Origin of the sequence: Psychroserpens sp. AS72, assembly GCF_038900375.1 — a bacterium.
In the GTDB taxonomy this organism is placed as follows: domain Bacteria; phylum Bacteroidota; class Bacteroidia; order Flavobacteriales; family Flavobacteriaceae; genus Psychroserpens.
In genome coordinates this window covers 44,053-68,852 of sequence record NZ_JBBMRC010000005.1, presented here as the reverse complement: position 1 = coordinate 68,852, position 24,800 = coordinate 44,053, and the positions used below count along the sequence as shown (strand labels likewise).

Genomic DNA, 24,800 nt, shown 5'->3' with positions numbered 1-24,800 from the left:
TTGGGATTATTTTAAAATTGATGAAGAAAAAAATCTTAGTTACAGGTGGTTCAGGTTTTATAGGAACTAATCTAATTGATTACTATAAAGATAGGTACGAGGTATTAAACCTAGACCATAGCAAACCAAGAAATGAATCTCATTCAGTTTATTGGAAAGAAGTTGATATTTTAGATAAAGAAAAGACACTACAGCTTTTTAATGATTTCCAGCCTCATTATGTTTTACACATGGCAGCAAGAACAGATTTAGATGGTAAAACAATAGAAGACTATGCTGCTAATATTGCTGGAGTAGAGAATATAATTACTGCTATTAATCAAACAAAATCAATAGAAAAAGTCATTTTTGCTTCTAGTAGACTAGTTTGTGAAATTGGTTACAGTCCTAAAGACGAATGTGATTATAAGCCTTCAACAGTTTATGGAGAGAGTAAAATTGTTGGAGAGAAAATTGTTAGAGATTCTAAAAAATTAGAAGATAACTGGATTATTGTAAGACCAACATCACTTTGGGGACCATGGTTTGACATACCATATAAAAACTTTTTTGATTCGATTAAGCGAAAACTTTATGTACATCCCAAAGGAGTTCGTATTCATAAAAATTTCGGTTTCGTCGGGAATTGCGTTCATATTTTAGATAAATTATTATTTGATCGCACTTTAAATACTCAAACGGTTTATTTATCAGATTTTGAACCATTAGAAGTAAAGCAATGGGCTAATATTATTTCAAATAAATTTCATGGTCACGATATAAAATCTGTACCTTTATTTGTATTAAAAACATTAGCTATATCTGGTGATGTTTTAAAAAAAATAGGCTACAAATCACCTCCAATAACATCATTTAGGTTAGATAATATTATGACCAATATGATTTATGATACAACTAAAGTTGAAGAAGTTGTAGGCGAGCTGCCTTATAGTTTAGAAGAAGGAACAACGATTACTTACAATTGGTATAAAGCACATAATTAATGTATCAAAACTTAAAAACATTTAGCGTCCCAGGAGACTTTCGAGGAAAATCTAAAGTTGTAGTTCAACTTTGGTGGATTGTCGAAAAAACTCTTTTCGCTTGGTCACCACAGTTTTTCTATGGATGGAGGCGGTTTTTATTAAGATCATTTGGTGCAAAAATTGGAAAAGGCGTACTTATTCGTCCATCAGCAAAATTCACATACCCTTGGAAAATAGCTATTGGAGATTATACTTGGATTGGTGAAGACTGTATTTTATATAGTCTTGGTAATATTACAATTGGTAAGCATGTGGCTGTTGCTCATGGAGTATATTTCAATACAGGACTTCATGATTACACCAAAGAAAGTTTTGATATTGATCATCAAGAAGTCATTATAGAAGATGAAGCTTGGATTACTAATGATGTCTATATTGCACCAGGAGTAAAAGTAGGTAAAGGCTGTGTTATTGGAGCTAGAAGCAACGTGTTTAAAGATATGCCTGAAGGATTTATTTGCTACGGAAATCCGGCTGCAGCAGTAAAAAAGAGAAAGATTGAAGAATAATAATATCACTATTATTGGAGTCAACTATTCTCCAGAAGATAGCGCAATTGGTTTATACACAACACAAAAAGCAGAATACTTAGTTTCTAAAGGTTACAATGTATCAGTGATAACGGGTTTTCCTTATTATCCGCAATGGAAAATTCGCTCAGATTATGAGAACAAAAAGAGATGGCATAAAGAAATCATAAATGATGTTTCGGTTTATAGATACAAACAATACGTACCATCAAATCCCACTTTTTCTAAACGAATTATACACTTGCTTAGTTTTACCTTCGGAAATGTGCCTAATTTATTTAAAATAGCTAAACCAAGCCACGTTATCTGTATTGTCCCTTTTACATCCTCCATCTTACTAGGTTGGTTTTTAAAACTGAGATATCGATCAAAATTATGGATTCACATTCAAGATTTTGAATTTGATGCAGCTATAGATTCTGGTTTACTAAGTAGTAATAAATCATTTTTTATTAAAATGATACTTTGGGTAGAAAGAACCTTGTTAAATAAAGCAGATACCATTAGTACCATTAGTAATGGGATGCTTAATAAATTAAAGACCAAAGTCAAAAACAAAAACACATATTATTTAACCAATTGGCTTGACACCTCTAAATTTAGAGTTAAAACAGACAAAAAACACCCATATCTAATTTCAGAAAAATTCAAAATATTATACTCTGGAAATATAGGAGCAAAGCAAGATTGGAGTTTTTTCTTTGAGGTTTTAGATACGCTTAAATCTTTTAATGATGTAGAGGTCATTATTGTAGGTGAAGGCGCAGAAAAAGAAAAGATTGTAGAAGGCATCAAGAACTATGATTTTGTTACCCATTATAATTTAGTGCCTTATGATGAACTTCCGTTACTTTTATCAAGCGCAGATGTTCATTTTTTATTTCAAAAAAGCGATGTCATAGATACTGTAATGCCATCTAAATTATTAGGGATGATGGCAAGTTCTAAGCCATCTATTGTTACTGGTAATAAAGACTCAGAAGTAGCAACCGTATACAAGAACTCTCAAGGTGGATTTTACTACAGTGACAATTCGTTAGAACAAGTTGTAGCGTGTATAGAAACGTTGAAGAGCGATAAAAATCTTTGCGAGCAATTAGGTAAGAATGCAGAGACTTACGTTGTCAAAAACTATTCAAAAGAGAACATATTAAATCGTTTCATCGACGAGCTAGAAAAGTAATCTTCTCTTTTAAATTAAATTATTATAATCTACCGTCTTTATTTTTCTATTTTTGTTTTTTAAATATAATAATGCATGAAAATATCCGTAATAGGAACAGGCTATGTTGGCTTGGTAACAGGCACTTGTCTTGCAGAAACAGGAAATGAAGTACTTTGTATAGATATAGATCAAAATAAAGTTGAACAAATGCAAAACGGTATTGTTCCAATCTATGAACCTCATTTAGATGTTTTATTTGAGCGTAATATAAAAGCTAACCGACTTAAATTTTCTACATCATTATCAGAAGGACTAGAACATGGTGATATTATATTTTTAGCGTTGCCTACTCCAGAAGACGAAGATGGTTCTGCAGATTTATCTTATGTTTTAGGTGTTGCAAAAGATATTGGTAAACAACTAAAAGAATATAAAGTTATTGTTGATAAAAGCACTGTTCCTGTTGGTACTTCAGATAGAGTGAAAGAAACTATAGCTAACGAAACTAATGTCGAATTTGATGTTGTATCAAATCCAGAATTTTTAAGAGAAGGTTTTGCCGTAGATGACTTTTTAAAACCAGAACGAATTATAGTAGGATCTAGTTCTGATAGAGCTACAAAATTAATGGAAAGACTCTACAAGCCTTTTGTACGTTCTGGCAATCCAATAATAATTATGGATGAGCGTTCTGCTGAGCTTACTAAATATGCTGCAAATTCTTTTTTAGCAACCAAAATTACGTTTATGAATGAGATTGCTAACTTTTGTGAAAAAGTTGGTGCAGATGTAGATAAAGTGAGAGTAGGTATGGGTACAGACTCTAGAATTGGAAAACGTTTTTTGTTTCCAGGAATAGGATATGGTGGCTCATGTTTTCCAAAGGATGTAAAAGCATTATATAAATCTGGAGAAGACAATGGATATGAATTTGATATTTTAAAATCTGTAATCAAGGTTAATGATATTCAGAAAAAAATATTAATGCCTAAAATAACATCACATTTCAACAATTCATTAAAAGGTAAATCATTTGGAGTTTGGGGATTAGCATTTAAACCAGAAACAGACGATATTAGAGAAGCTCCAGCCTTGTATATGATTGATGAGCTTTTAAAAGAAGGCGCATCTATAAGAGTTTTTGATCCAGAAGCAATGGAGAATGTTGAAAAGAGATATGGAAATAAATTGTATTACTCAGAGCATATGTATGATGCTACAAATGATGTTGATGCTTTGATTATATGTACAGAATGGAGTATATTTAGAACACCCGATTTTAACAAGTTAAAATCAAAAATGAAAGCACTAGTAATTTTTGATGGAAGAAATCTTTATGATGTTAATGATGTAAAAAGCGAAGGGTTTTCTTACACTTCAATAGGACGTAATACAATTAATTAATGAAAAATATACTTATAACTGGAGCTGCAGGTTTTTTAGGCTCACATTTATGCGATCGTTTTATTAATGAAGGCTACAAAGTTATAGGTATGGATAACTTTATAACTGGTGATAAACGAAATTTAGAGCATTTAGAATCTAACGTAAATTTTGAGTTCATTGAACACGATGTGACAGAGTATATAAAAGTCGACAAAAATCTAGATTATATCTTACATTTTGCCTCACCAGCAAGTCCAATAGATTATTTAAAAATCCCAATACAAACACTTAAAGTAGGTTCGTTAGGTACACATAACTTATTAGGATTGGCTAAAGCAAAAAAAGCGAGGTTATTAATTGCATCAACGTCTGAAGTCTATGGTGATCCACTTGTGCATCCACAAACAGAAGATTATTATGGCAATGTCAATACCATAGGCCCTAGAGGTGTTTATGATGAAGCTAAACGATTCCAAGAATCAATAACTATGGCTTATCATAGGTTTCATGGTGTTGAGACCAGAATAGTTCGTATTTTTAATACGTATGGTCCTAGAATGAGACTTAATGATGGGAGAGTTATTCCTGCTTTTATGGGACAAGCACTAAGAGGAGAAGACTTAACGGTTTTTGGTGATGGTTCTCAAACCCGATCTTTTTGTTATATAGACGACCAAGTTGAAGGCATATATAGACTTTTACTTAGTGACTATGTGTATCCTGTAAATATTGGTAATCCTCATGAGATATCTATAAGTGATTTTGCTGAGGAGATTATTAAATTAACAAATACAACACAAAAAGTTATTTATAAAGACTTACCTGTAGATGATCCATTACAGCGACAACCAGATATAACTTTAGCAAAAAAATTGCTAAATTGGGAACCAAAGGTAGAAAGAGAAGAAGGTATGGTGAAAACATTTGAGTATTTCAAGAGTTTATCAAATGAAGACCTTTTTAAAAGAGATCATAGAGACTTTTCTAAACACATAAAACCGTAATTTGAGTTTATTTAAACAAGGACGATATTCAGGGTATTTAAGGCCAATTTCATATTTAATTGATTTAAGTATTATTAATGGTTTTGCAATCTTGTATTTTTTTATAAATATTGATCCAATCATATTTATAGTTTTTACATCAATTGCATGGATTACATTATCTGTATATTCTAAATTCTACGAAGTATATAGATATACAAGAGAGGTGAAGATTTATTCTTTAATACTCAAACAAATGATTTTGTTTACCCTAATCATTTTTGCATTTGCAGGATACTATCATACATTAAATATCTACCCAAATACAATATTTAAATTTATTATTTCTGTATTTCTAGGGATTACGTTTTTTAAATTCACAATCTATTACCTATTACAAAAGTATAGAGTTTCTTTCGGTGGAAATTTTAGACGTACAGTTATATTTGGCGACAATAAAAAAACAAGAGCATTAGAAACCTTCTTTAATCAAAACCCAGAATATGGCTACGTACATGTCAAAACATTTAATTTAAAGGATAGAAAGAGTATCAACTTACAAAGCTATTTTGAAGCCATTAAAAAAGAAGAAATTGATGAGATTTACTGCTCAATTTCTGAGTTAACTAATCTTCAAATTAGTGAGATTTCAGATTTTGCAGACAATAATCTTAAAATCTTAAAATTCCTTCCAGATAATAAAGATATATACTCTAAAAAATTAAAGTATGAGTATTATGATTACATACCAATTTTATCACTTAGAAATATACCACTAGAAGACTCTTTTAATACCGTTTTAAAAAGAACTTTTGATATTCTTTTTTCTAGTTTAGTTGTCATTTTCATCTTATCATGGTTAACACCTATAATCGCCATATTAATTAAGTTAGAATCAAAAGGACCTGTGTTTTTTAAACAGTCTAGAAATGGTTTTAATTATAAAGAATTTGATTGTTATAAATTTAGATCAATGACGCCTAATAAAGATGCTCATTTATATCAAGCAACTAGAGGCGATCAACGTATTACTAAAATGGGTAAATTCATTAGAAAAACGAGTATAGATGAATTGCCACAGTTTTTCAATGTGCTTTTTGGAGATATGTCTGTAGTAGGACCAAGACCTCATATGGTTAGTCATACCAATATGTATGCAAAAAAGATTGATAAATTTATGGTGCGCCATTTTGTAAAGCCTGGTATTACAGGTTTAGCTCAAATTAGTGGTTTTAGAGGAGAAATAGAATCAGATAAAGATATCATTGGACGCGTAAAATATGATATATTTTATATAGAAAACTGGTCTTTACTTTTAGACCTAAAAATCATTACAAAAACATTTATGAATGCCGTTAAAGGAGAAGATAAAGCATATTAAATTATAGCTTTTAATGATTCCAGCTGCTTATCGAAATCAAAATTACGAACAGCAGTATTTTGAATGTTTTCTTTTCTGTCTATTGTCAATGATTCACTTTTAATAGTAGCTATTACAGTATTTAAATCATCATAATCACCAGACGTTGCAATCCAGCCCAAATTATTATTTCTAATAACGTCTTCACCTTCACCACCACCAAAATAAAGCATTGGCATGCCTAAACGTGCATATTCAAATATTTTTGAAGGCACACTACCATAAATTCTATTTAATAAAGGAATGATTGCGATATCATATGTCAATAAAAGTGGATGAAGCTCATCTCTTGTCACTCGACCATGAAAAATAATAGGTAAATCTGGATGTTGAGATACAAAATCTTCAATTAAAGATTGCTCAGCTCCCGAGCCATAAATATGAAATTCAATATGAGTATAATCTAACTCAGTACACAATTTATAGATGCCTTGAGCAATACCCAATAGACCAGCATATACTATTGTTAACTTATCATTAGTTGATGATTGTTCAATTTTTGGAGGCTGAAAATCTGGGTAGTTTCTGTATAAAAAGGTTTTTTTCTCAGGAAATATTGACTTCACATGAGCTAAAATTTCTTCGCTTTGGCCTAAAATAAGACTTGCTTTTTTATAATTAAAGTGTTCAATATTCTCTAGCATTTTGTAGCTAAAATTCTTTTTAAGAGCTCCCAATTCTAAACCAGCAATTGGCCAAAGATCACTCACGTTTAAGATGAGGTTTCTATTTTTTTTCCTAAGAAAAAGCATAGAAGTAAAGGCGACTAGTAGTGGAGGAGACTGCACAATAACCGTTTTCGGGATTTTATTCCACATAAAAAACCAAACCAAACTAAAACTATAAGATAACATTGCAATTAATCGTAACAGCTTGTTTTTTGAGTTGCTTGCATAAATCCAAAGACGGTTAATAGTTATATTTTTTTCTTCGGAAATGTGCCTGAATTTACCCTTATAGTCATCAAAAATTTTGCCAGTAGGATAATTGGGTAAAGGTGTTAAAACAGTGACGTTAAAATCATGTTGTAAACCATTTGCCAACTGAAAAATTCTGTTGGAAGCTGCTCCAATTTCTGGAGGAAAATAGCTAGTAATGATTAATACCTCCTTTTTCATATGGTTGAGGTCACGTGCGATGTAAACTGTTTAAGTTTTCCGCTTTTAGACCGTTTTAATGTCGATTGTCTTTCAAAAGTTATGGTCAATCCTTGTTCGAGATAACGTTCCATCTCTTGAGTTATGGTATTCTTTTTTTCTTCGGAAAGTTGCATTTCGCTCACATAAATAACTTTAAAAAGATGGGCTTCTAATTGTTCAATAACAAACTCCTTTACGTTTCCATCATCCTCAATAATACTTTTAGTAATATAGTAAAACGTAAGACCTGCAGCTTTTTTTCCACTAGGTAAAATAGCAATATCATTGGTTCTACCAATTAAGGTTTTTAAGATTGGTTTTTTTAGTGTGCTCATTTCAGAAAGCACTCCAACATCACCAATATCATATCTAATAAATGGATGTGCTTTGTTATATAAAGAGGTAATTACGATGCGTCCTTCTTCACCATAAGGAAGAATTTCATCATGATCATCTAATATTTCAACATATAAGGTTTCACTATTGAGTTGCCAATCATTATTGGTGTTTTGAAAAGCGATTAAATCCAATTCAGAGGCACCATATTCGTTAATTACTGGAACTCCAAATTGTTGTTCCATTAGCTTTTTATCGTTATCAAATAACATTTCCGAAGTTACCACACAAGCTCTCAATGTTGGACAAATAGAGGTTAAACAGATAGATTGTCGCTCAAGAAATTTCGCGAATTGTACGATAGAACTCGTGTAACCATTGATATAATCAAACGAAGTTGCTTTAAACTTTTGTAAATGCTCTTCAAAAGCTGTGTCACTTAAATCAAATACCGAAAACCGATAGCGTTTACTTAAACGATCTTTAAAACGCTCCTTATAATATCCTTTTTTATCTAACGGAATTCCGTAAAAACGAGCCTGACGAGAGCTATTAAAATCTAATCCATACCAACCAAACCTATTTTGAATTACTGCCCAAGTTAGCGCATGACAAAATTTATCCTTAGCAAATATAAATGGATCACCAGAAGATCCAGACGTTTTGTTAACGTATACATTTTTAGTTGTAAATCCTTTTGATAATCGTTCTTCTAGAGGTTGTTGCAAATCCTTTTTTGTCATTACAGGTATTGAAGACCATGATATTGAATTTGCTTTTGGAGCTAATGATTTATAGAAGGTGTTGTTTTCAAAATGATAACTCACGATAGCTTTGAGCTTGTCATCTAAAAAGGTTTTGAAATCAATATCACTTTTTTGCTGAATTTGAGCCAATTCACTTTTTGCCTTATCCAAAGGGTAGCCATTTAATCGCAAAGAAAAATCAAAAAGGTTCAAAAGAGGATAAGGTTTGTGTTGGATGTAAAGTAAAGAAAAAAAGTCTTGTTTAGAAACTTCGAAACGCGTAAAAACAATTATTTTTACGCAAACAAATTGAAAACATGACAATTTTAATTCTTGGATCTGGAGGTAGAGAGCACACATTTGCATGGAAAATAGCTCAAAGCCAATTATGCGATAAAATTTTTGTTGCACCTGGAAATTCTGGTACTGCACAAATAGCAACGAATGTTGATATTAAAGTAACCGATTTTGAAGCCATTAAAACACTAGTTATTGAACATAAAATTGATATGGTTGTTGTTGGACCAGAAGATCCATTAGTACAAGGCATTCATGATTTCTTTTTAAATGACGAACAATTACAACATGTTGCTGTTATAGGACCTCAAAAAGCAGCTGCAGAATTAGAAGGCAGTAAAGAGTTTGCTAAAGAGTTTTTATTTAAACATAATATTCCAACTGCTGCTTATGAAAGCTTTAATGCCAATAATGTAGAGGATGGTTATAAATTTCTAGAAACGTTAAGTCCTCCTTATGTTTTAAAAGCCGATGGTTTAGCTGCAGGAAAAGGTGTGCTAATTCTTAATGATCTAAATGAAGCAAAAGCTGAACTTAAAAGTATGCTCGTTGATGCTAAGTTTGGAACAGCTAGTTCCAAAGTGGTCATTGAAGAGTTTCTCGACGGAATTGAATTAAGCTGTTTTGTACTAACAGATGGGAAAAACTATAAAATTTTACCTACAGCTAAAGATTATAAACGAATAGGAGAAGGTGATACAGGTTTAAATACTGGTGGAATGGGAGCAGTGTCTCCAGTGCCTTTTGCTACTGAAGAGTTTTTAAATAAAATTGAAGAACGCATTGTGAAACCTACAATTAATGGTTTAATTAAAGACAATTTACCATACAAAGGATTTGTATTTATTGGTTTAATCAAGGTTGGTGATGATCCAAAAGTGATTGAGTACAATGTAAGAATGGGAGATCCAGAAACAGAAGTTGTATTGCCTAGAGTAAAAACCGATTTTGTAGAAATACTTAAGGCTATTGCAGAAGAACGTCTCAACGAGATTGATATTGAAATAGACGATAGAGCAGCAACCACAGTAATGTTAGTGTCTGGTGGTTATCCAGAAGCGTATGAAAAAGGAAAAGAAATTACAGGAATTAATAATGTAGAAGATTCTATTGCTTTTCATGCTGGAGCAATTATAAAAGAGGGTAAAACTGTAACTTCTGGAGGACGTGTTATGGCAATAACATCATATGGAAATACGTACCAAGAAGCCATAAAAAAATCTTATCAAAATATAGATAAACTACATTTTGATAAGATGAATTATCGAAAAGATATTGGTTTCGATTTATAGATAAGAATGAGAAGTCACACTCTTATCTTCTTCGTTGTTTTTACTATGTTCTTTTAATTGTAACATCCAATATACCATGGCTACTATGCATATGATGATAAACATCCAAGATATTAAATTTGCTGACCACCAGTTTTCTAATTCTAAAGCTCTAAGAGCATCAAAAGGAGCGAATAAAAAATCTACGAATAAATCTTGTATAGCGTTAAAAAAGTCTTTCATTAAGTTATATTTTATAGAAACTTTTATCAAGCTTCGTTGGTATAATCATATATTTACAGTGCAAAATTACATATTTTTTTAAATTAACTAGTTAGTCTTTCATAATTTTAATTGTGAATTGAATAAAAATCCACTCAAACTGAATACAAATATTAGGTCTAACTTAGGTTTTAACTACTGCAATGATTTCAAATTTTTTTAGCAAATCAAAACCAATACACTATATCGTTGTTAGTGTCATACTATTATTGGTTTTTACTATGAGTAGATTTAAGATGTTTTCTTCAGGTTTTGACATGATGATCTTTGGTGAGCAATTAGGTCTATTTCTGATTGCATTATTTTCGATTTTTGTTTTTGATTTCCTGGTTAGTCGTAATGGCTTAACCAAAAAGAACAGTTATAATATTCTTCTCTTTGTATTATACTTTGCCATTTTACCACAGACAACATTAAACACTAATCTATTATTTGCTAACTTTTTTATTCTATTAGCATTAAGACGTATTATAAGTCTACGGTCTCAAAAAGACATAAAGAAAAAGCTGTTTGATGCTTCAGTTTGGATTTCAATTGCAACACTTTTTTATTTTTGGTCTGTATTGTTTTTTATATTGATTTTTGCTGCATTATTGGTGTATGTAATTACAGATCTTAAGAATTATTTAATCCCAATTGTAGGTATAGCTACTGTAGCAGTTATTGCTGTGTCTTACTTTATTATAATAGATAAAGATATTGTTAGTTACGTTTCAGGATTGTTAGATTATAGTGTAGATTTTAGTCCTTTAAACTCTAAGCGTATTATAATAAGTTCTACATTATTATTATCATTTGGTTTGTGGTCTTTGTTTTACTACATAAAAAACATAAAGTCTCAAATGAAGAGCTATAGACCTTCGTTTAAACTAATAATATTATCTGCTATTATAGGATTAGCAATCTTAGCAATTGCGCCTTCAAAAAATGGTAGTGAGTTCCTTTTTCTATTTGCACCTTTATCTATTATTATGACTAATTATATAGAAGTAATTTCAGAAAAATGGTTTAAAGAAACCTTGCTTTGGGTTCTTACTATAACACCAATAATTTTATTAATGCTGTAATTTTTTTCCGAAGGCTAAATCACCTGCATCACCTAATCCAGGAACGATGTAACCTTCTTTGCTTAACGATTTATCTACAGTAGCAATCCATAGGTGTGTATCTTTTCCGAAGTGATTATTAACAAAATCCACACCATCTTGAGCTCCAATAACACTCACTAAATGAATGTTTTTTGGCGTACCAAAAGGTTTTAGAGCCTCAAAAGTTGCAACCATAGATTGACCAGTTGCCAACATAGGATCTGCAAGAATTAATGTTTTACCTTCCAAACTAGGACAGGCTAAATATTCTACAATAATCTCAAAGGTCTCTGGATTGTCTTTATGATGTCTATAGGCCGAAATAAACGCGTTTTCAGCCTCATCAAAGTAGTTTAGGAGTCCGTTGTGAAGCGGTACACCAGCTCTTAAAATAGAACACAATACAATATCATCATTAATGAGTTTGGTCTCACTTTTCCCTAAAGGTGTTGTGATAGTTTTAGGAGAAAAATCTAGGGTTTTGCTCATTTCATAACATAAAACTTCACCAATACGTTCAATGTTTCGTCTAAAACGCATACGATCTGTTTGGATGTTGACGTCTCTAATTTCTGAAATGAAAGAATTTAATATAGAATCTTCTTGTGATAAATTATGAATGTGCATAGTTGAGTGTTCATTTTATGAGTGCTAAAGTTAATAAATACCCATATATTTGTAGTCTAAAATTTTATATTATGTTTTCAGAAAAAGCCAATAAAATATTTCAGGATGTTATTGCAAAATATCATGTCATTAATACAGTAGATCAGCCATTTACAAATCCTTATAATAAAGAATCAAACTTATTAGAACATTTATTATATAGAAAATGTTGGATTGACACCGTTCAATGGCACTATGAAGACATTATTCGTGATCCTCAAATAGATCCGGTTGCTGCTTTAAAATTGAAACGCCAAATTGATGCTTCTAATCAAGATAGAACAGATATGGTTGAATATATTGATAGTTATTTTCTAGAAAAATATAAAGATGTTTCTCCAAAAGCGAATGCAACTATAAATACTGAAAGTCCTGCTTGGGGAATTGACAGATTATCTATTTTAGCACTTAAAGTGTATCATATGAACGAAGAAGCAACTCGTAAAGATGCCTCAGATGCTCATAGAGCTGCTTGTCAAACAAAATTAGATATTTTATTAGAACAGCGTGTTGATTTATCAACTGCTATTGATACGCTAATAGAGGATATAAGTAAAGGTGATAAGTACATGAAAGTCTATAAGCAGATGAAAATGTATAATGACGACGAACTTAATCCTGTACTACGTTCACAGAAGTAAATATTACTTTATTGTCAGTCTGAGCGCAGTCGAAGACCATTTTATGGCGACACCAAAAAGCACTTTGACTGCGCTCAGTGTGACAATCCATTACTATGCCAAAACCAAATCACATTCTAGTAATTAGGCTCTCAGCAATGGGTGACGTTGCAATGACAGTACCTGTTTTACGTGCATTTACAAATCAATATCCTGAAATTAAACTTACAGTTTTAACCAGACCATTTTTTACCCCTTTTTTTAGAGATATTCCTAATATTACTGTTGTTTCTGCAGATATAAAAGGGAAACATAAAGGTGTTTTTGGACTTTATAAATTATCAAAAGAGCTCAAAACTTTAAATATAGACAGCATTGCAGATTTGCATAATGTTTTAAGAAGTAAGATTTTGAAATTTTTTCTCTTCGGAAAACGCGTGGTGCAAATAGATAAAGGTCGTGAAGAAAAGAAGGCTTTGGTAAACGGACAATCATTCAAGCAACTAAAAACGACACATCAACGCTATGCTGATGTTTTTGAAAAATTAGGATATCCAATTGATTTGAGTCAACCTAATTTTCCGAAGAAAGAAAACCTAAAAGAAAAATTCATAAAGATTATAGGTAACGACTCAAAACCATGGATAGGCATTGCGCCTTTTGCAGCTTTTGATTGTAAAATGTATCCATTAGATTTAATGACAACAGTTATAGAAACGCTTTCAAAGGATTATAAAGTGTTATTATTTGGAGCAGGAAATGAAGAAAAAATAATATTGAATACCTTAGCTAATCAAGGTGACAATATTATAAATCTTGCAGGTCAATTTTCTTTAAGCGAAGAACTAGACATTATATCTAATTTAGATCTCATGCTCGCTATGGATTCTGGTAATGCACATATTGCTGCCATGTTAGGTGTTAAAGTAATTACAGTTTGGGGAGTTACACATCCTTATGCAGGATTTTTACCTTTTAATACGACGTTAGATTCTGCTATTTTAGCTGATAGGATAACATATCCTAAAATACCAACATCAGTCTATGGTAATAAATGTCCAGAAGACTATGAAAATGCAATGCGTACTATTGCTCCAGGTACCATAATTTCAAAAATAAATAAGACTTTAAACCTAAGTTAGACATAACATTTATTTCTAGTTTAAAGGTTTGAAATTAAAAAAAAAGCCTCGTTCCAGAAGAACGAGGCAAGATTTAGAATTTTTAGATAATCCCTATGATTAAACTCTAATCTATAGCGAAAGTATTTTGATTAAAATTAGCTAAGAAGAATAGGTAGGAAAATTTTTTATTTTTTCGACAAAGTGTTCGTTTTTAGGGTTTAAACTTAATTAAATTAGGTGATGTGTAATTTAAACTATTGAATATTTTAATGATTGATGACGTTTATTTGGTATTATACGTCATCATAATCAACTTTAATTGTTGGAGTTGTGGGTTGTGCTTGACAGGTTAATATTAAACCTTCTGCTAATTCACCATCTGTTAAAATATTATTTTGCCTCATGGTAGCTTCACCTTCGGTAATTTTGGCAATACAACTACTACAAATTCCGCCTTGACATGAATAAGGAGCATCAATATCTTCATCTAATGCAGCTTCCAAAATGGTTTGTTTTTGAGACATTTCAAAAGTGAATGTTTCATCATCTACAAGAACTGTTATTTTAGTTTTTCCGCTAGAAACGGCTCCATCATCAACAACTGCTGGTTTTGCAGCTTTGAAAAGTTCAAAATGAATACGGTCTTTGTCTGTACCATGATCTGTCAAAACATCTTTAACGGTATGAATCATCCCTTCTGGACCACATAAATAATAAGCATCAACATCAATATGCTTGTACTTATTTTTCATTACAAAATTCACAGTACTTTTCTCTATACGACCAAAAATAGCATCTTCCTCATCTGCCTGACTAAAAACAAATTGGATCCCAAAACGATCTTTATACTCATGTTGAAGTTGTAATAATTCATTTAAAAACATCGTATCCTCTGTTTTTTTGTTTCCATAAACAAGGATGATTTTACTTAAAACTTCTTCTTCTAAAGCACACTTAATGATACTTAATATTGGAGTGATGCCACTTCCTGCAGCGAATAACCCAATATTTTTAGTTTTAGAATCATTTGGTTCAAACACAAAACGACCTTTAGGAGGTGCCACTTCTAACACATCTCCAACACGTAATTGAGTATTAGCGTATGCAGAAAAAGTACCATCTTCAACTTCTTTAACAGCAACTTTAAGTTCTCCGCTTTTAGGAGAAGAGCATAACGAATAGTCACGTCTTACTTCGTTACCGTTAAGGTCTGTTTTTAAAGTGATATACTGTCCTGCTTTAAATCGATATGTGTTTTTTAATTCCTCCGGAACGTCAAAACTTATAGTAACCGCATTTTCGGTTTCCTTAGTAATGTCTTTAATTGAAAGCTTATGAAAGTGTGACATATTTTATTTTTTTGTAAAAATAATGAAGCTAAAACACTTTGTCATTTTTTTAGATGAAAAAATATTACATAAAAGCTATATGCATAAGAATATTATGTATATTTGGTGTATGGCAAATTCAAAATTATATAAAGGTAGTTTAGTGACTATTATTTTAAAACTTTTAAACGAAAGTGATAAAATGTATGGTTATGAAATCACTCAAAAAGTTAAAGAACTTACTAAAGGTGAATTAAAAATTACCGAAGGTGCCTTATATCCTGCACTTCATAAATTAGAAGCAGAAGGTTTATTAGACGTTGAGGTTAAAAAAGTTGATAATAGATTACGTAAATATTACAAATTAACAGAGAAAGGCAATAAAGAGACCATTAGTAAATTACAAGAATTGCAAGACTATATTAAGACAATGCAAGTTTTGGTGAATCCTAAATTGAGTTTAGAGTAATGGTTAAATTAGAAAAAGAACACATTCAGTTTATAGAAAACTATCTAGAGAACTCAGATATTTTTTATGCAGATATTCGCATGGAAATGACAGATCATGTTGCTTCAGAAATTGAAAAACTCTTGGATTCAGAACACACAGAATTCTACGAGACGTTCAAATCTTATATGGTAAATAACAAGTCTACATTGTTAGAGAATAATAAGAAATATATTAGAGGAGCAGATAAATCTATATATAGAAGGTTATGGAGAGAACTGTATAAGTTACCAACGTTACTCGTCTTTAGTTTATTCTTTTTTGTAAGTTATAAGTGGTTGTCCACTATTGAAGTTGAAAATTTAAGGCATTATATGGCATTATTTCCAGTATTATCAATTGTCCCATTTTGCATAGTTTACTTTTTTGCTTTAAAAATGTTTAAGCTACCTCGATTTTCTGGTATTGAACGATTAGCTTTTTTATATATGATTTGTTTTCAGTTGTTTCATTTTATGTGTGCTTTCTCTGGACTATATATTCAAAGTAAGAGTAACTTTTATATTGTAGCAATTGTAATATCAATTATTGCGACATTGAGTTTAATTATTATAAAAATCACTGTTAAAATTATTAATCAATATCATAATGATTATAAGTATATCAAAGGCTAAATAAAGCACCAACCTCTTATAAGGTTATCTGTCCAGAATTTAGTTTGTAACAAAACAAGATTTTTATCTACTAACATTTCAGAATAAAAAAATCAACCAATACATGAGAGTAAAACAGTTTGTTAGTCTAGAATGGAAGCAGTTTTTTCGTTCAGCTAATTTTGGAAAGAGCATAGCTATTAAAATTTTTATGGGCTTTATGGCACTTTATATGATAGGTGCTTTTTTGTTTATAGGTGTTTTTTTATATAAGATTTTAAAGAAATTAGTTCCAGATTTAGACCCAATTGAAGTCATAAATAATTATTTGATTTATTGGATTTTAATTGAATTAGTGATAAGGTATTTCATGCAAAAATTACCAGTATTAAATATCAAACCTTTATTAACCTTGGCCATTTCAAGACATAAAATCACTAATTATGTGTTAACTAAATCAGCTTTATCCTTCTTTAATGTGATGTCTTTATTCTGGATCATCCCTTTTTGCATTACACTTCTTATCAAAGGGTATCCTGTAATTAATGTATTGCCATGGTTTGTTTCTTTAGTGTGTATTGTTTTAATCATTAATTTTTTAAATTTTTTAATCAATAAAAAGAATGTTTATTTCTATTCTATACTAGGCGTTTTAATTCTAGCAATCGGTTTAGAGTACTATAATATATTTGAGATTTCTGCAGTTTGTGGTAAAGCGTTTAATGTACTTTACAATAATCCTATATTAACTATTGTGCCAATCATTATTCTAGCGTTGGTGTATTATTTAAATTATAAAAACCTTAGAGGTCTTCTATTTCTAGATGCATCATTAAAACAAAAAACAGAAGAAGCTAAAACACAAGACCTTACTTGGACTAATCGTTTTGGTGATATTGCACCTTTTTTACAATTAGATTTAAAATTGATTTGGAGAAATAAAAGACCTAGAATGACAGTCTTTCTATCCATTTTGTTTTTGCTATACGGACTTTATTTTTACACTAATGATAAAATGCTTGAGATGCCAGTAATACTAGTTTTTGCTGGAATTTTTATCACAGGAATGTTTCTTTCAAACTTTGGGCAGTTTATACCATCTTGGGATAGTTCTTATTACAGTATGATGATGTCTCAAAATATCCCTTTACGTAAATATTTAGACTCAAAAGCAGGTCTTATTACTTTTAGTGTTGTGGTTTTATTTTTATTGTCAATTCCCTATGTTTATTTTGGTTGGGAGGTTTTAGTAATCAATTTTGCCTGTGCACTTTATAATATTGGTATTAATATGCCAATGGTTTTATTGATCTCTTCAATGAATAAAAAAAGAATTGATCTAGAGAAAAGTCCAATGATGAATACACAAGGAATGAGTGCAGCACAATGGATTATTATATTTCCATTTCTTGGGTTACCAGTTGTAATTTATTTAATACCATATTTATTATCTAATGCTATTATTGCATCAATAGTTTTAGGCTCAGTAGGTGTTATTGGTATCCTCTTTAGAAACCTAATATTAAATAAAATTACAGAAATATATAGATCCAAAAAGTATGCAATGGTTGCTGGATTTAAAGAACAAAATTAAAACAATAAGCTCATGATAATTACATCAAACCTTTCAAAAAAATACGCTAATAAAACCGTTTTAAATATAGATAACTTAGAGATCCCAAAAGGACAAAGTTTTGGTCTTGTTGGTAATAATGGTGCAGGTAAAACAACATATTTTAGTTTGCTATTAGATCTTATTCAACCAACAACTGGACATATTAAAAATAATGACGTTTTGGTTCATGAAAGTGAAGATTGGAAACCATTCACATCCTCTTTTATTGATGAAAGCTTTCTTATTGGATATTTAACACCAGAAGAATATTTCTATTTCATTGGTGATCTTCGTGGACAAAATAAGGCAGATGTCAATGCACTTTTATCTCAGTTTGAAGACTTTTTTCATGGCGAAATATTAGGTCAAAAAAAGTATCTACGTGATCTTAGTAAAGGAAACCAGAAAAAAGCAGGAATCGTTGCTGCATTAATAGGAAACCCAGAAGTTATTATTCTAGATGAACCATTTGCAAATTTAGATCCTACAACTCAAATTCGTTTAAAAGGAATTATTAAAGATCTAGCAGAAAAACAGGGTGTAACTGTATTAGTTTCTAGTCATGATTTAATGCATGTTACAGATGTTTGTGAGCGCATTGTGGTTCTAGAAAAAGGTGAAGTCGTTAAAGATTTAGAAACCAATGCTGCTACACTTAAAGAGTTAGAAGCACATTTTTCAGGTTCTGAGTTGGTTTAAGACTTTCTCTCGCAGAGACGCAGCCAATCAAACTAATAGCTTGTTAAATACGAATACTTTGAACTAATTATAAAATAGTATTGCTTTTAAAAGAGTAATCACATGCAACTTTGTGCCTTCGCGACTATGCGAGAAAAAAAGATTAGAATAAACCGCAAGAGTAAGTCAACTAAACAGCAAACACCTTTCCGTCAAACACTCAAAACATCTAAAAACCCACCATTTTTCAATGATAATTCAAAAAGATGCTTATTTTTACAGCGCTACATAATATATGCGAGCGATTTTAGTTATAGTATTTACAAAAAACTAAACCTTTTGAATACATCTTTTAAAGTCTTAATATCAGTCTTTTGCGTAACAATGATTATCACAAGTTGTTCTCGTAAGAAAGACACTTTTGTTAATCGAAATTTTCATGCACTAGGTACCAAATACAATATTTTGTATAATGGAAATATTGCATTAGAAAAAGGACGAGAAACTATTGACAATGCTGCAACAGATAACTATTGGGAGTTATTACCAATAGAACGTATGCAGGTTTCAGATGAAATTATATTACCTGGTCAATCTAAAAACCAAGATTTTGAGCGTGCTGAAGAAAAAGCAATTAAAGCCGTTCAAAAACATGGGATGAACATCAAAGGTAAAGAGTATAATCCGCAAATTGACGAAGCCTATTTACTGCTAGGTCAAGCACGTTATTTTGACCAACGCTTTGTACCAGCTTTAGAAGCATTCAATTACATTTTGTATAAATATCCAGCAAGTGATAAGATTAATACTGCTAAAGTTTGGAGAGAGAAAGCAAACATTAGATTAGAAAATAATGAGCTTGCTATTAAAAACTTAAAACGCCTTTTAGAGCAAGAAGAACTTGAAGATCAGGATATGGCAGATGCTACATCTATTTTGGCTCAAGGCTATATAAATATTAAAGCTAAAGACAGTGCTTTAGCACAATTGACAATCGCAGCAGATTTCACTAAAAAGAACAAAGAAAAAGCACGTTTCAATTATATTATAGGTCAGCTTTATAATGAATTCGGGAAAAAAGATAGCGCAAACCTTGCCTTTGATAAGGTGATTGATATGCATCGTAAAATCCCAAGACCTTATTATATCAACGCACATTTAGCCAAATCAAATAACTTTGATATGGACAACGGAAACCAAATCGAGTTTTTAGAATACTTAATAGATCTAGAAGAAGATCGTGAAAATCGTCCGTTTTTAGATAAAATTTATTACCGCATTGCAGAGTTTCATCGCGCTAATGAAAGAGATTCAATGGCAGTTGCCTATTACAACAAATCACTTCGCACCAATTTGGGTGATAAAGAGTTGAAATCAAGAGATTATGCAACGCTAGGCGATATGAACTTTGATGATGCAGAGTATAAAATTGCAGGCGCATATTACGATAGCACTATGATGAATATGAAGCTTAATTCTAAGCCTTATCGTATTGTTCAACGGAAACGTGAAAACCTTGAAGATGTGATCTTTTATGAAGATATCGCACAATCACATGACAGCATATTAAAATTAGTTGATTTTTCCGAAGCAGAAAGACTAACCTATTTTACAACCTATACAGAAGAATTAAAAGTTCTAGCAGAAGCTGAAAAAGAAAAAGCTGAAGCCGAAGAGCGTCGTAATGCAGCTAGTTCTGGATTAAAAACTTCAGAAAACAACGTTAAAGGCGCAAACGCAACTGCTGGAAAATCTTTAAGAGCCACGCCTGGAGGAGGAAGTGCTGGTCAAGAAAGTGAGTTTTACTTTTATAATCCTACAACGGTTGCCTACGGAAAAAGTGAATTCATGAAAGTTTGGGGAGACAGAGAACTTAAAGATAATTGGAGATTATCTGACGCTAAAGGCAAAGGTTTTAATAATACCGAAGTTGTTGATGTTGCGGCTAACGCTTCAGATGAAGAACGTTTTGATCCTGAGTTTTATATTTCTAAAATACCATCAGATCAAAAAGTGATTGATAGTTTAGCAAAAGATAGAAACTATGCATATTATCAATTAGGTACTATTTATAAAGAAAAATTTAAGGAGTACGAATTAGCTAAAGTAAAACTGGAAACCTTACTTCAAAATAATCCTGAAGACCGTTTAATATTACCTTCAAAATATAATTTATATAAAATTTATATAGAGTTAGGATTAAGCAGTAAAGCAACTGCAATGAAAGATGAGATTGTAAATACATATCCAGATTCTAGGTATGCCAAAATACTGCTTAACCCAAAATCGGAATTTGCACAAGACGAAAACAGTCCAGAAAGCCTATATGCTAATCTGTTTAAACTTTTTGGCGACCAGCAATATGGTGAGGTAGTCACAAAAGCAGAGCAGTACATCACTCAATTTGAAGGCGATCCATTAGTGCCTAAATTTGAAATTTTAAAAGCATCTGCTAATGGTAGATTAATTGGATTTGAAGCTTATAAAAAAGGCGTAAATTATATTGCGTTGACGTATCCAAATTCCGAAGAAGGAAAAAAAGCAAAAGAGATTTTAGAAACCGTTATACCAGTTTTAGCAAATAAAGAATTTATTAGTAACGATACAGGAATACGTTTCAATGTATTGTATCCTTTTAGCACTACTGAAAAAGATCAAATTGAAGAGTTTGTGAAGAAATTAGATAATGCAATCTCAAAAATAAATTACTTCGACTTGTCAACGTCTGTTGATTTTTATGATGCTGATACGATTTTTGTTGTTGTTCACGGATTAAAAAGTATACAAGGATCTGCTGGTTTTGCAGAAATACTAAAAGAGACTAAAGATAAAATAGATCGTAATTTTTATTCAATTTCTTCGCCTAACTACGAAATTGTACAACGACATAAAAACTTAAACGAATACCTAGAATCTCAATAAAATCAAACCAATGTTTTCAGGTAAAAAAACAGCAAGTATGGCTTCAGAAACAACTTCACAACAAAACACAATTGCTAAAGGCACTGTTATTACAGGTGATATTATTAGCGAAGGCGATTTTAGAATTGAAGGCACAATTCAAGGCAATGTAAAAACACCAGGTAAGGTGGTTATTGGTAGAACAGGAATCATTAATGGCACTTTAAAAAGTGCAAATGCAGATATTGAAGGTAAATTTACAGGCAAATTATTATTGACAGATACCTTATCATTAAAATCATCTGCACATGTAGAAGGTGAAGTAATGGTAGGTAAATTAGCAGTAGAACCTGGAGCAAACTTTAATGCTACATGCTCAATGAAAGGTGCTATAAAAGATTTTAAAAATGGAGGAGCTGGACAACAAACAACGACCCAAAGACCAGAACAACGATCAAATCCAGAAAAAGATCAAACCACTTAATAGTTACGCTAGGCTTTCGGGAATTGCAATTCAGATGTTTGCTATTATTGGTGTTGGAACTTTTATTGGCTATAAGTTAGATGGATTGTATCCTAATGAGCACAATCTATATACATTAGCTGGTTCATTATCGTCTGTTATCATATCTATAGTTTACGTAATTAGACGTATTATTGCAGCTTCAAAAGACGATTAATACATGAATGCCCTTTTTAAAAAGAGAGAAATCAATTTTCTTATACAGTTTATCGCTTTAAGCGCTTTACTATTTGGAACTCATAGTTATTTAAACTTTCATTTTGCTAAAGATGTGATGCTGTTTTTTCCATTGTGGCACATTTATGTGTTTCATATTATAACAGTCATTATTATATATACTTTAATTAACTACCGAGATTCTATTGGTAAGACTGAAGTGTTCAATACGTTTATCTTAGGAATGCTTCTCAAAATGATTTTAACTATGGTATTTTTATTACCATGGATATTATCCAAACCAGAACAAAAAGGTTATGATTTAGCTAATTTCTTTGTTCCTTACTTTATTTTTCTTGCTTTTGAAGTCTTTTCGGTTGTAAAATTTCTTCAGAAAAAGTAAGTATTTCATCCTTAAAATATCCAGATTATTACGCTATTTAAGAATCATTAAATTAATGTTTGACAATTAATATAATGTACGTACATTTGCACCGAATTTAAAGCAGCGTATTTTTAAGCGATACAGGATGATATTAAACACTTTCAAAAACGTATTATTTTCAGTGCTATTTTTAGCAGTTTCTTTTGCTGGTTATGCATCTGAAGATAGTGATCCTCAAGAAGGAGAAGAATTTAATCCAAAAGAAATGATTTTGCATCACGTAAAAGATGCTCATGAGTTTCATTTATGGGATTGGAAAGGTAAACCGGTTTCATTATCGTTACCAATTATACTTTGGACAGATAATGGTTTAACTTCATTTTCTTCAAGTAACTTTCATCATGATGATGAAGGTAAAACTATTGTTGAGAAAAATGGTGGTAAATTCGTTAAGCTTCACGAAAAAATTTATCAGTTAGATAGTAATGCAACAACTGTTGCTTTTGATGAAGAACATCACCCAACTAACGCACACAAGCCTTTAAATTTTTCTATTACTAGAAACGTATTTATGATGTGGGTTTCTGTTGCAGTATTGTTATTAATATTTCTTACTACAGCAAGAAGTTACAAGAAATCTAAAGATGGTGTGCCAACTGGTATTGCTGGATTTGTAGAACCATTAGTGGTTTTTGTTAGAGATGAAATTGGAAAACCAATGATTGGTGAGCATAAGTACAAAAAATATATGCCTTACCTATTAACTATATTTTTCTTTATCTGGATTAATAATATTTTTGGATTAATTCCAATATTAAATGGAGCTAACTTAAGTGGTAACATTGCGTTTACATGTACACTTGCCGTGTTTACATTTATCATAACAACATTAAGTGGTAACAAAAACTACTGGAAACACATTTTTTGGATGCCAGGCGTTCCTGTACCAATGAAAATATTCTTAATGCCAATTGAGATTATCGGAATGTTTGTAAAACCTATTTCGTTAATGATTCGTTTGTTTGCTAACATAACAGCAGGACACGTGATCATACTAGCATTAATGTCATTAATATTTGTATTTAAGTCTGTAGCAATTGCTCCAGTATCTGTAGCGTTTTCATTATTCATTACAGTTATTGAAATTATTGTAACTGCAATACAAGCATATATATTTACAATATTGTCAGCCCTTTATTTTGGAATGGCAACTGAAGAAGAACATCATTAATTAATTTAAATTTTATAACTATGACTATTACTGGAATTGCAGCTATTGGAGCTGGTTTAGCAGCTATTGGAGCTGGTGTTGGAATTGGAAAAATTGGTGGGTCTGCAATGGATGCAATGGCTCGTCAACCAGAGATGCACGGAAAGATTCAATCTTCTGCATTAATTTTAGCAGCCTTCGTAGAAGCGGTAGCACTATTTGGTGTTGTTGTTGCTTTCTTACAAGGGTAAAAACAAGTAAAGCACAGAAGTAACGGTTGGTTGCTTCTGTGTCTTTAAAATTTAAGTTATTTAAAACACAAAGAAATGGATTTAATTACACCTGAATTTGGTCTAGTATTCTGGACAGCAATTACGTTTTTGTTTTTGCTTTTAATCTTAAGGAAATTTGCATGGAAACCTATTCTTGGCGCTGTAAGCGATAGAGAAGAAGGTATTAAGGATGCATTAGCTTCTGCTGAAAATGCTCGTAAAGAGATGGAAAATTTAACAGCAGATAACGAGCGTATCTTAAAAGAAGCGAGACTTGAAAGAGAAACGATGCTAAAAGAAGCACGTGAGATTAAAGCAAAGATGATTTCAGATGCTAAAGATGAAGCACAAGAGCAGGCTAATAAAATGATTACGCAAGCTCAAATAGCAATCGAAAGTGAAAAGAAATCTGCTATGGCAGAATTGAAAAATCACGTTGCTGGTTTATCAATAGAAATAGCTGAAAAAGTAGTACGTCAAGAATTATCTAATAAAGGTAAGCAACTAGAATTAGTTGAATCTATGTTAGGTGAAGCAAAACTAAACTAAGAGA

26 protein-coding genes are annotated in these 24,800 nt (G+C 31.3%); 21 read left to right on the top strand and 5 right to left on the bottom strand.

What is annotated here, in order from left to right; genetic code table 11:
* Positions 1–20 precede the first annotated feature (20 nt).
* The 6 genes from WNY78_RS10935 (at position 21) to WNY78_RS10910 (ending at position 6,470) form a co-directional block, all read left to right on the top strand.
* Positions 21–983, top strand: a complete 963-nt coding sequence (locus tag WNY78_RS10935) for an NAD(P)-dependent oxidoreductase (RefSeq protein WP_342873241.1) — start codon at positions 21–23, stop codon at positions 981–983.
* Positions 983–1,534, top strand: coding sequence for a WcaF family extracellular polysaccharide biosynthesis acetyltransferase (locus tag WNY78_RS10930; protein WP_342873240.1), 552 nt, complete (start codon positions 983–985; stop codon positions 1,532–1,534). Before WNY78_RS10935 ends, WNY78_RS10930 begins: the two co-directional genes overlap by 1 nt.
* On the top strand, positions 1,524–2,738 hold the full coding sequence (locus tag WNY78_RS10925) for a WcaI family glycosyltransferase (protein WP_342873239.1): 1,215 nt from the start codon (positions 1,524–1,526) through the stop codon (positions 2,736–2,738). Before WNY78_RS10930 ends, WNY78_RS10925 begins: the two co-directional genes overlap by 11 nt.
* Positions 2,739–2,813: 75 nt before the next feature.
* On the top strand, positions 2,814–4,124 hold the full coding sequence (locus WNY78_RS10920; RefSeq protein WP_342873238.1) for a UDP-glucose/GDP-mannose dehydrogenase family protein: 1,311 nt from the start codon (positions 2,814–2,816) through the stop codon (positions 4,122–4,124).
* Complete coding sequence (locus WNY78_RS10915) at positions 4,124–5,110, top strand: UDP-glucuronic acid decarboxylase family protein (protein ID WP_342873237.1); 987 nt, start codon at positions 4,124–4,126, stop codon at positions 5,108–5,110. Before WNY78_RS10920 ends, WNY78_RS10915 begins: the two co-directional genes overlap by 1 nt.
* 1 nt (position 5,111) lies before the next feature.
* Positions 5,112–6,470, top strand: coding sequence for an undecaprenyl-phosphate glucose phosphotransferase (locus WNY78_RS10910; RefSeq protein ID WP_342873236.1), 1,359 nt, complete (start codon positions 5,112–5,114; stop codon positions 6,468–6,470).
* Here WNY78_RS10910 and WNY78_RS10905 read toward each other — a convergent pair.
* Complete coding sequence (locus WNY78_RS10905) at positions 6,467–7,627, bottom strand: glycosyltransferase family 4 protein (RefSeq protein WP_342873235.1); 1,161 nt, start codon at positions 7,625–7,627, stop codon at positions 6,467–6,469. The two genes, WNY78_RS10910 and WNY78_RS10905, sit on opposite strands and share 4 nt — an antisense overlap.
* Complete coding sequence (locus tag WNY78_RS10900) at positions 7,624–8,943, bottom strand: phenylacetate--CoA ligase family protein (RefSeq protein WP_342873234.1); 1,320 nt, start codon at positions 8,941–8,943, stop codon at positions 7,624–7,626. Before WNY78_RS10900 ends, WNY78_RS10905 begins: the two co-directional genes overlap by 4 nt.
* A 104-nt stretch (positions 8,944–9,047) precedes the next feature.
* On the opposite strand from WNY78_RS10900, the gene purD reads away from it, so the two are divergent.
* Positions 9,048–10,319 carry a phosphoribosylamine--glycine ligase gene (gene purD, locus WNY78_RS10895; protein ID WP_342873233.1) on the top strand — a complete coding sequence of 424 codons (1,272 nt, stop codon included), beginning with the start codon at positions 9,048–9,050 and terminating at the stop codon, positions 10,317–10,319.
* On the opposite strand, the gene WNY78_RS10890 is transcribed toward purD, so the two are convergent.
* On the bottom strand, positions 10,314–10,541 hold the full coding sequence (locus tag WNY78_RS10890) for a uracil phosphoribosyltransferase (protein WP_342873232.1): 228 nt from the start codon (positions 10,539–10,541) through the stop codon (positions 10,314–10,316). The genes purD and WNY78_RS10890 overlap by 6 nt on opposite strands.
* Positions 10,542–10,723: 182 nt before the next feature.
* Here WNY78_RS10890 and WNY78_RS10885 point away from each other — a divergent pair, with 182 nt between their 5' ends.
* Entirely contained in the window at positions 10,724–11,647 is a 924-nt protein-coding gene (locus WNY78_RS10885; RefSeq protein ID WP_342873231.1) for a DUF6427 family protein, read from the top strand.
* On the opposite strand, the gene upp is transcribed toward WNY78_RS10885, so the two are convergent.
* Positions 11,636–12,295 carry a uracil phosphoribosyltransferase gene (gene upp, locus WNY78_RS10880; protein WP_342873230.1) on the bottom strand — a complete coding sequence of 220 codons (660 nt, stop codon included), beginning with the start codon at positions 12,293–12,295 and terminating at the stop codon, positions 11,636–11,638. The genes WNY78_RS10885 and upp overlap by 12 nt on opposite strands.
* Positions 12,296–12,366: 71 nt before the next feature.
* On the opposite strand from upp, the gene WNY78_RS10875 reads away from it, so the two are divergent.
* Complete coding sequence (locus WNY78_RS10875; protein WP_342873229.1) at positions 12,367–12,975, top strand: DUF4254 domain-containing protein; 609 nt, start codon at positions 12,367–12,369, stop codon at positions 12,973–12,975.
* 95 nt (positions 12,976–13,070) lie between these two features.
* Positions 13,071–14,096, top strand: coding sequence for a glycosyltransferase family 9 protein (locus WNY78_RS10870; RefSeq protein ID WP_342873228.1), 1,026 nt, complete (start codon positions 13,071–13,073; stop codon positions 14,094–14,096).
* Between the two features lie 275 nt (positions 14,097–14,371).
* On the opposite strand, the gene WNY78_RS10865 is transcribed toward WNY78_RS10870, so the two are convergent.
* On the bottom strand, positions 14,372–15,427 hold the full coding sequence (locus WNY78_RS10865) for a ferredoxin--NADP reductase (RefSeq protein WP_342873227.1): 1,056 nt from the start codon (positions 15,425–15,427) through the stop codon (positions 14,372–14,374).
* Positions 15,428–15,536: 109 nt separating this feature from the next.
* On the opposite strand from WNY78_RS10865, the gene WNY78_RS10860 reads away from it, so the two are divergent.
* The 11 genes from WNY78_RS10860 (at position 15,537) to WNY78_RS10810 (ending at position 24,796) form a co-directional block, all read left to right on the top strand.
* Positions 15,537–15,875, top strand: coding sequence for a PadR family transcriptional regulator (locus WNY78_RS10860; RefSeq protein WP_342873226.1), 339 nt, complete (start codon positions 15,537–15,539; stop codon positions 15,873–15,875).
* Positions 15,875–16,528 carry a hypothetical protein gene (locus tag WNY78_RS10855; RefSeq protein WP_342873225.1) on the top strand — a complete coding sequence of 218 codons (654 nt, stop codon included), beginning with the start codon at positions 15,875–15,877 and terminating at the stop codon, positions 16,526–16,528. The genes WNY78_RS10860 and WNY78_RS10855 overlap by 1 nt, the downstream gene beginning before the upstream one ends.
* Before the next feature lie 103 nt (positions 16,529–16,631).
* Positions 16,632–18,101, top strand: a complete 1,470-nt coding sequence (locus WNY78_RS10850; RefSeq protein WP_342873224.1) for a DUF5687 family protein — start codon at positions 16,632–16,634, stop codon at positions 18,099–18,101.
* A 12-nt stretch (positions 18,102–18,113) separates the two neighbouring features.
* Positions 18,114–18,821, top strand: coding sequence for an ABC transporter ATP-binding protein (locus tag WNY78_RS10845; RefSeq protein WP_342873223.1), 708 nt, complete (start codon positions 18,114–18,116; stop codon positions 18,819–18,821).
* Between the two features lie 363 nt (positions 18,822–19,184).
* On the top strand, positions 19,185–21,722 hold the full coding sequence (locus WNY78_RS10840) for a tetratricopeptide repeat protein (RefSeq protein WP_342873222.1): 2,538 nt from the start codon (positions 19,185–19,187) through the stop codon (positions 21,720–21,722).
* Between the two features lie 10 nt (positions 21,723–21,732).
* Positions 21,733–22,185 (top strand): polymer-forming cytoskeletal protein, encoded by a 453-nt coding sequence (locus WNY78_RS10835; RefSeq protein ID WP_342873221.1) that lies wholly within the window; start codon positions 21,733–21,735, stop codon positions 22,183–22,185.
* Positions 22,109–22,381 (top strand): AtpZ/AtpI family protein, encoded by a 273-nt coding sequence (locus WNY78_RS10830; protein WP_342873220.1) that lies wholly within the window; start codon positions 22,109–22,111, stop codon positions 22,379–22,381. Before WNY78_RS10835 ends, WNY78_RS10830 begins: the two co-directional genes overlap by 77 nt.
* Before the next feature lie 3 nt (positions 22,382–22,384).
* On the top strand, positions 22,385–22,783 hold the full coding sequence (locus WNY78_RS10825) for a hypothetical protein (protein WP_342873219.1): 399 nt from the start codon (positions 22,385–22,387) through the stop codon (positions 22,781–22,783).
* A gap of 127 nt (positions 22,784–22,910) precedes the next feature.
* Entirely contained in the window at positions 22,911–23,996 is a 1,086-nt protein-coding gene (gene atpB, locus WNY78_RS10820) for a F0F1 ATP synthase subunit A (RefSeq protein ID WP_342873218.1), read from the top strand.
* 20 nt (positions 23,997–24,016) lie between these two features.
* Complete coding sequence (gene atpE, locus WNY78_RS10815) at positions 24,017–24,226, top strand: ATP synthase F0 subunit C (RefSeq protein WP_230934552.1); 210 nt, start codon at positions 24,017–24,019, stop codon at positions 24,224–24,226.
* 75 nt (positions 24,227–24,301) lie between these two features.
* A complete protein-coding gene (locus tag WNY78_RS10810; protein ID WP_342873217.1) occupies positions 24,302–24,796 on the top strand; it encodes a F0F1 ATP synthase subunit B in 495 nt (164 codons plus the stop codon).
* Positions 24,797–24,800 lie beyond the last annotated feature (4 nt).

Coding starts and splice junctions, on each gene's coding strand:
- WNY78_RS10830 (WP_342873220.1), top strand. CDS start 22,109: ATGGAGGAGCTGGACAACAAACAACGACCCAAAGACCAGAACAACGAT.
- WNY78_RS10860 (WP_342873226.1), top strand. CDS start 15,537: ATGGCAAATTCAAAATTATATAAAGGTAGTTTAGTGACTATTATTTTA.
- WNY78_RS10875 (WP_342873229.1), top strand. CDS start 12,367: ATGTTTTCAGAAAAAGCCAATAAAATATTTCAGGATGTTATTGCAAAA.
- WNY78_RS10865 (WP_342873227.1), bottom strand. CDS start 15,427: ATGTCACACTTTCATAAGCTTTCAATTAAAGACATTACTAAGGAAACC.
- WNY78_RS10825 (WP_342873219.1), top strand. CDS start 22,385: ATGAATGCCCTTTTTAAAAAGAGAGAAATCAATTTTCTTATACAGTTT.
- WNY78_RS10845 (WP_342873223.1), top strand. CDS start 18,114: ATGATAATTACATCAAACCTTTCAAAAAAATACGCTAATAAAACCGTT.
- WNY78_RS10890 (WP_342873232.1), bottom strand. CDS start 10,541: ATGAAAGACTTTTTTAACGCTATACAAGATTTATTCGTAGATTTTTTA.
- WNY78_RS10920 (WP_342873238.1), top strand. CDS start 2,814: ATGAAAATATCCGTAATAGGAACAGGCTATGTTGGCTTGGTAACAGGC.
- WNY78_RS10855 (WP_342873225.1), top strand. CDS start 15,875: ATGGTTAAATTAGAAAAAGAACACATTCAGTTTATAGAAAACTATCTA.
- WNY78_RS10840 (WP_342873222.1), top strand. CDS start 19,185: ATGATTATCACAAGTTGTTCTCGTAAGAAAGACACTTTTGTTAATCGA.
- WNY78_RS10915 (WP_342873237.1), top strand. CDS start 4,124: ATGAAAAATATACTTATAACTGGAGCTGCAGGTTTTTTAGGCTCACAT.
- WNY78_RS10935 (WP_342873241.1), top strand. CDS start 21: ATGAAGAAAAAAATCTTAGTTACAGGTGGTTCAGGTTTTATAGGAACT.
- WNY78_RS10850 (WP_342873224.1), top strand. CDS start 16,632: ATGAGAGTAAAACAGTTTGTTAGTCTAGAATGGAAGCAGTTTTTTCGT.
- WNY78_RS10885 (WP_342873231.1), top strand. CDS start 10,724: ATGATTTCAAATTTTTTTAGCAAATCAAAACCAATACACTATATCGTT.
- WNY78_RS10930 (WP_342873240.1), top strand. CDS start 983: ATGTATCAAAACTTAAAAACATTTAGCGTCCCAGGAGACTTTCGAGGA.
- atpB (WP_342873218.1), top strand. CDS start 22,911: ATGATATTAAACACTTTCAAAAACGTATTATTTTCAGTGCTATTTTTA.
- upp (WP_342873230.1), bottom strand. CDS start 12,295: ATGCACATTCATAATTTATCACAAGAAGATTCTATATTAAATTCTTTC.
- purD (WP_342873233.1), top strand. CDS start 9,048: ATGACAATTTTAATTCTTGGATCTGGAGGTAGAGAGCACACATTTGCA.
- WNY78_RS10810 (WP_342873217.1), top strand. CDS start 24,302: ATGGATTTAATTACACCTGAATTTGGTCTAGTATTCTGGACAGCAATT.
- WNY78_RS10835 (WP_342873221.1), top strand. CDS start 21,733: ATGTTTTCAGGTAAAAAAACAGCAAGTATGGCTTCAGAAACAACTTCA.
- atpE (WP_230934552.1), top strand. CDS start 24,017: ATGACTATTACTGGAATTGCAGCTATTGGAGCTGGTTTAGCAGCTATT.
- WNY78_RS10905 (WP_342873235.1), bottom strand. CDS start 7,627: ATGAAAAAGGAGGTATTAATCATTACTAGCTATTTTCCTCCAGAAATT.
- WNY78_RS10870 (WP_342873228.1), top strand. CDS start 13,071: ATGCCAAAACCAAATCACATTCTAGTAATTAGGCTCTCAGCAATGGGT.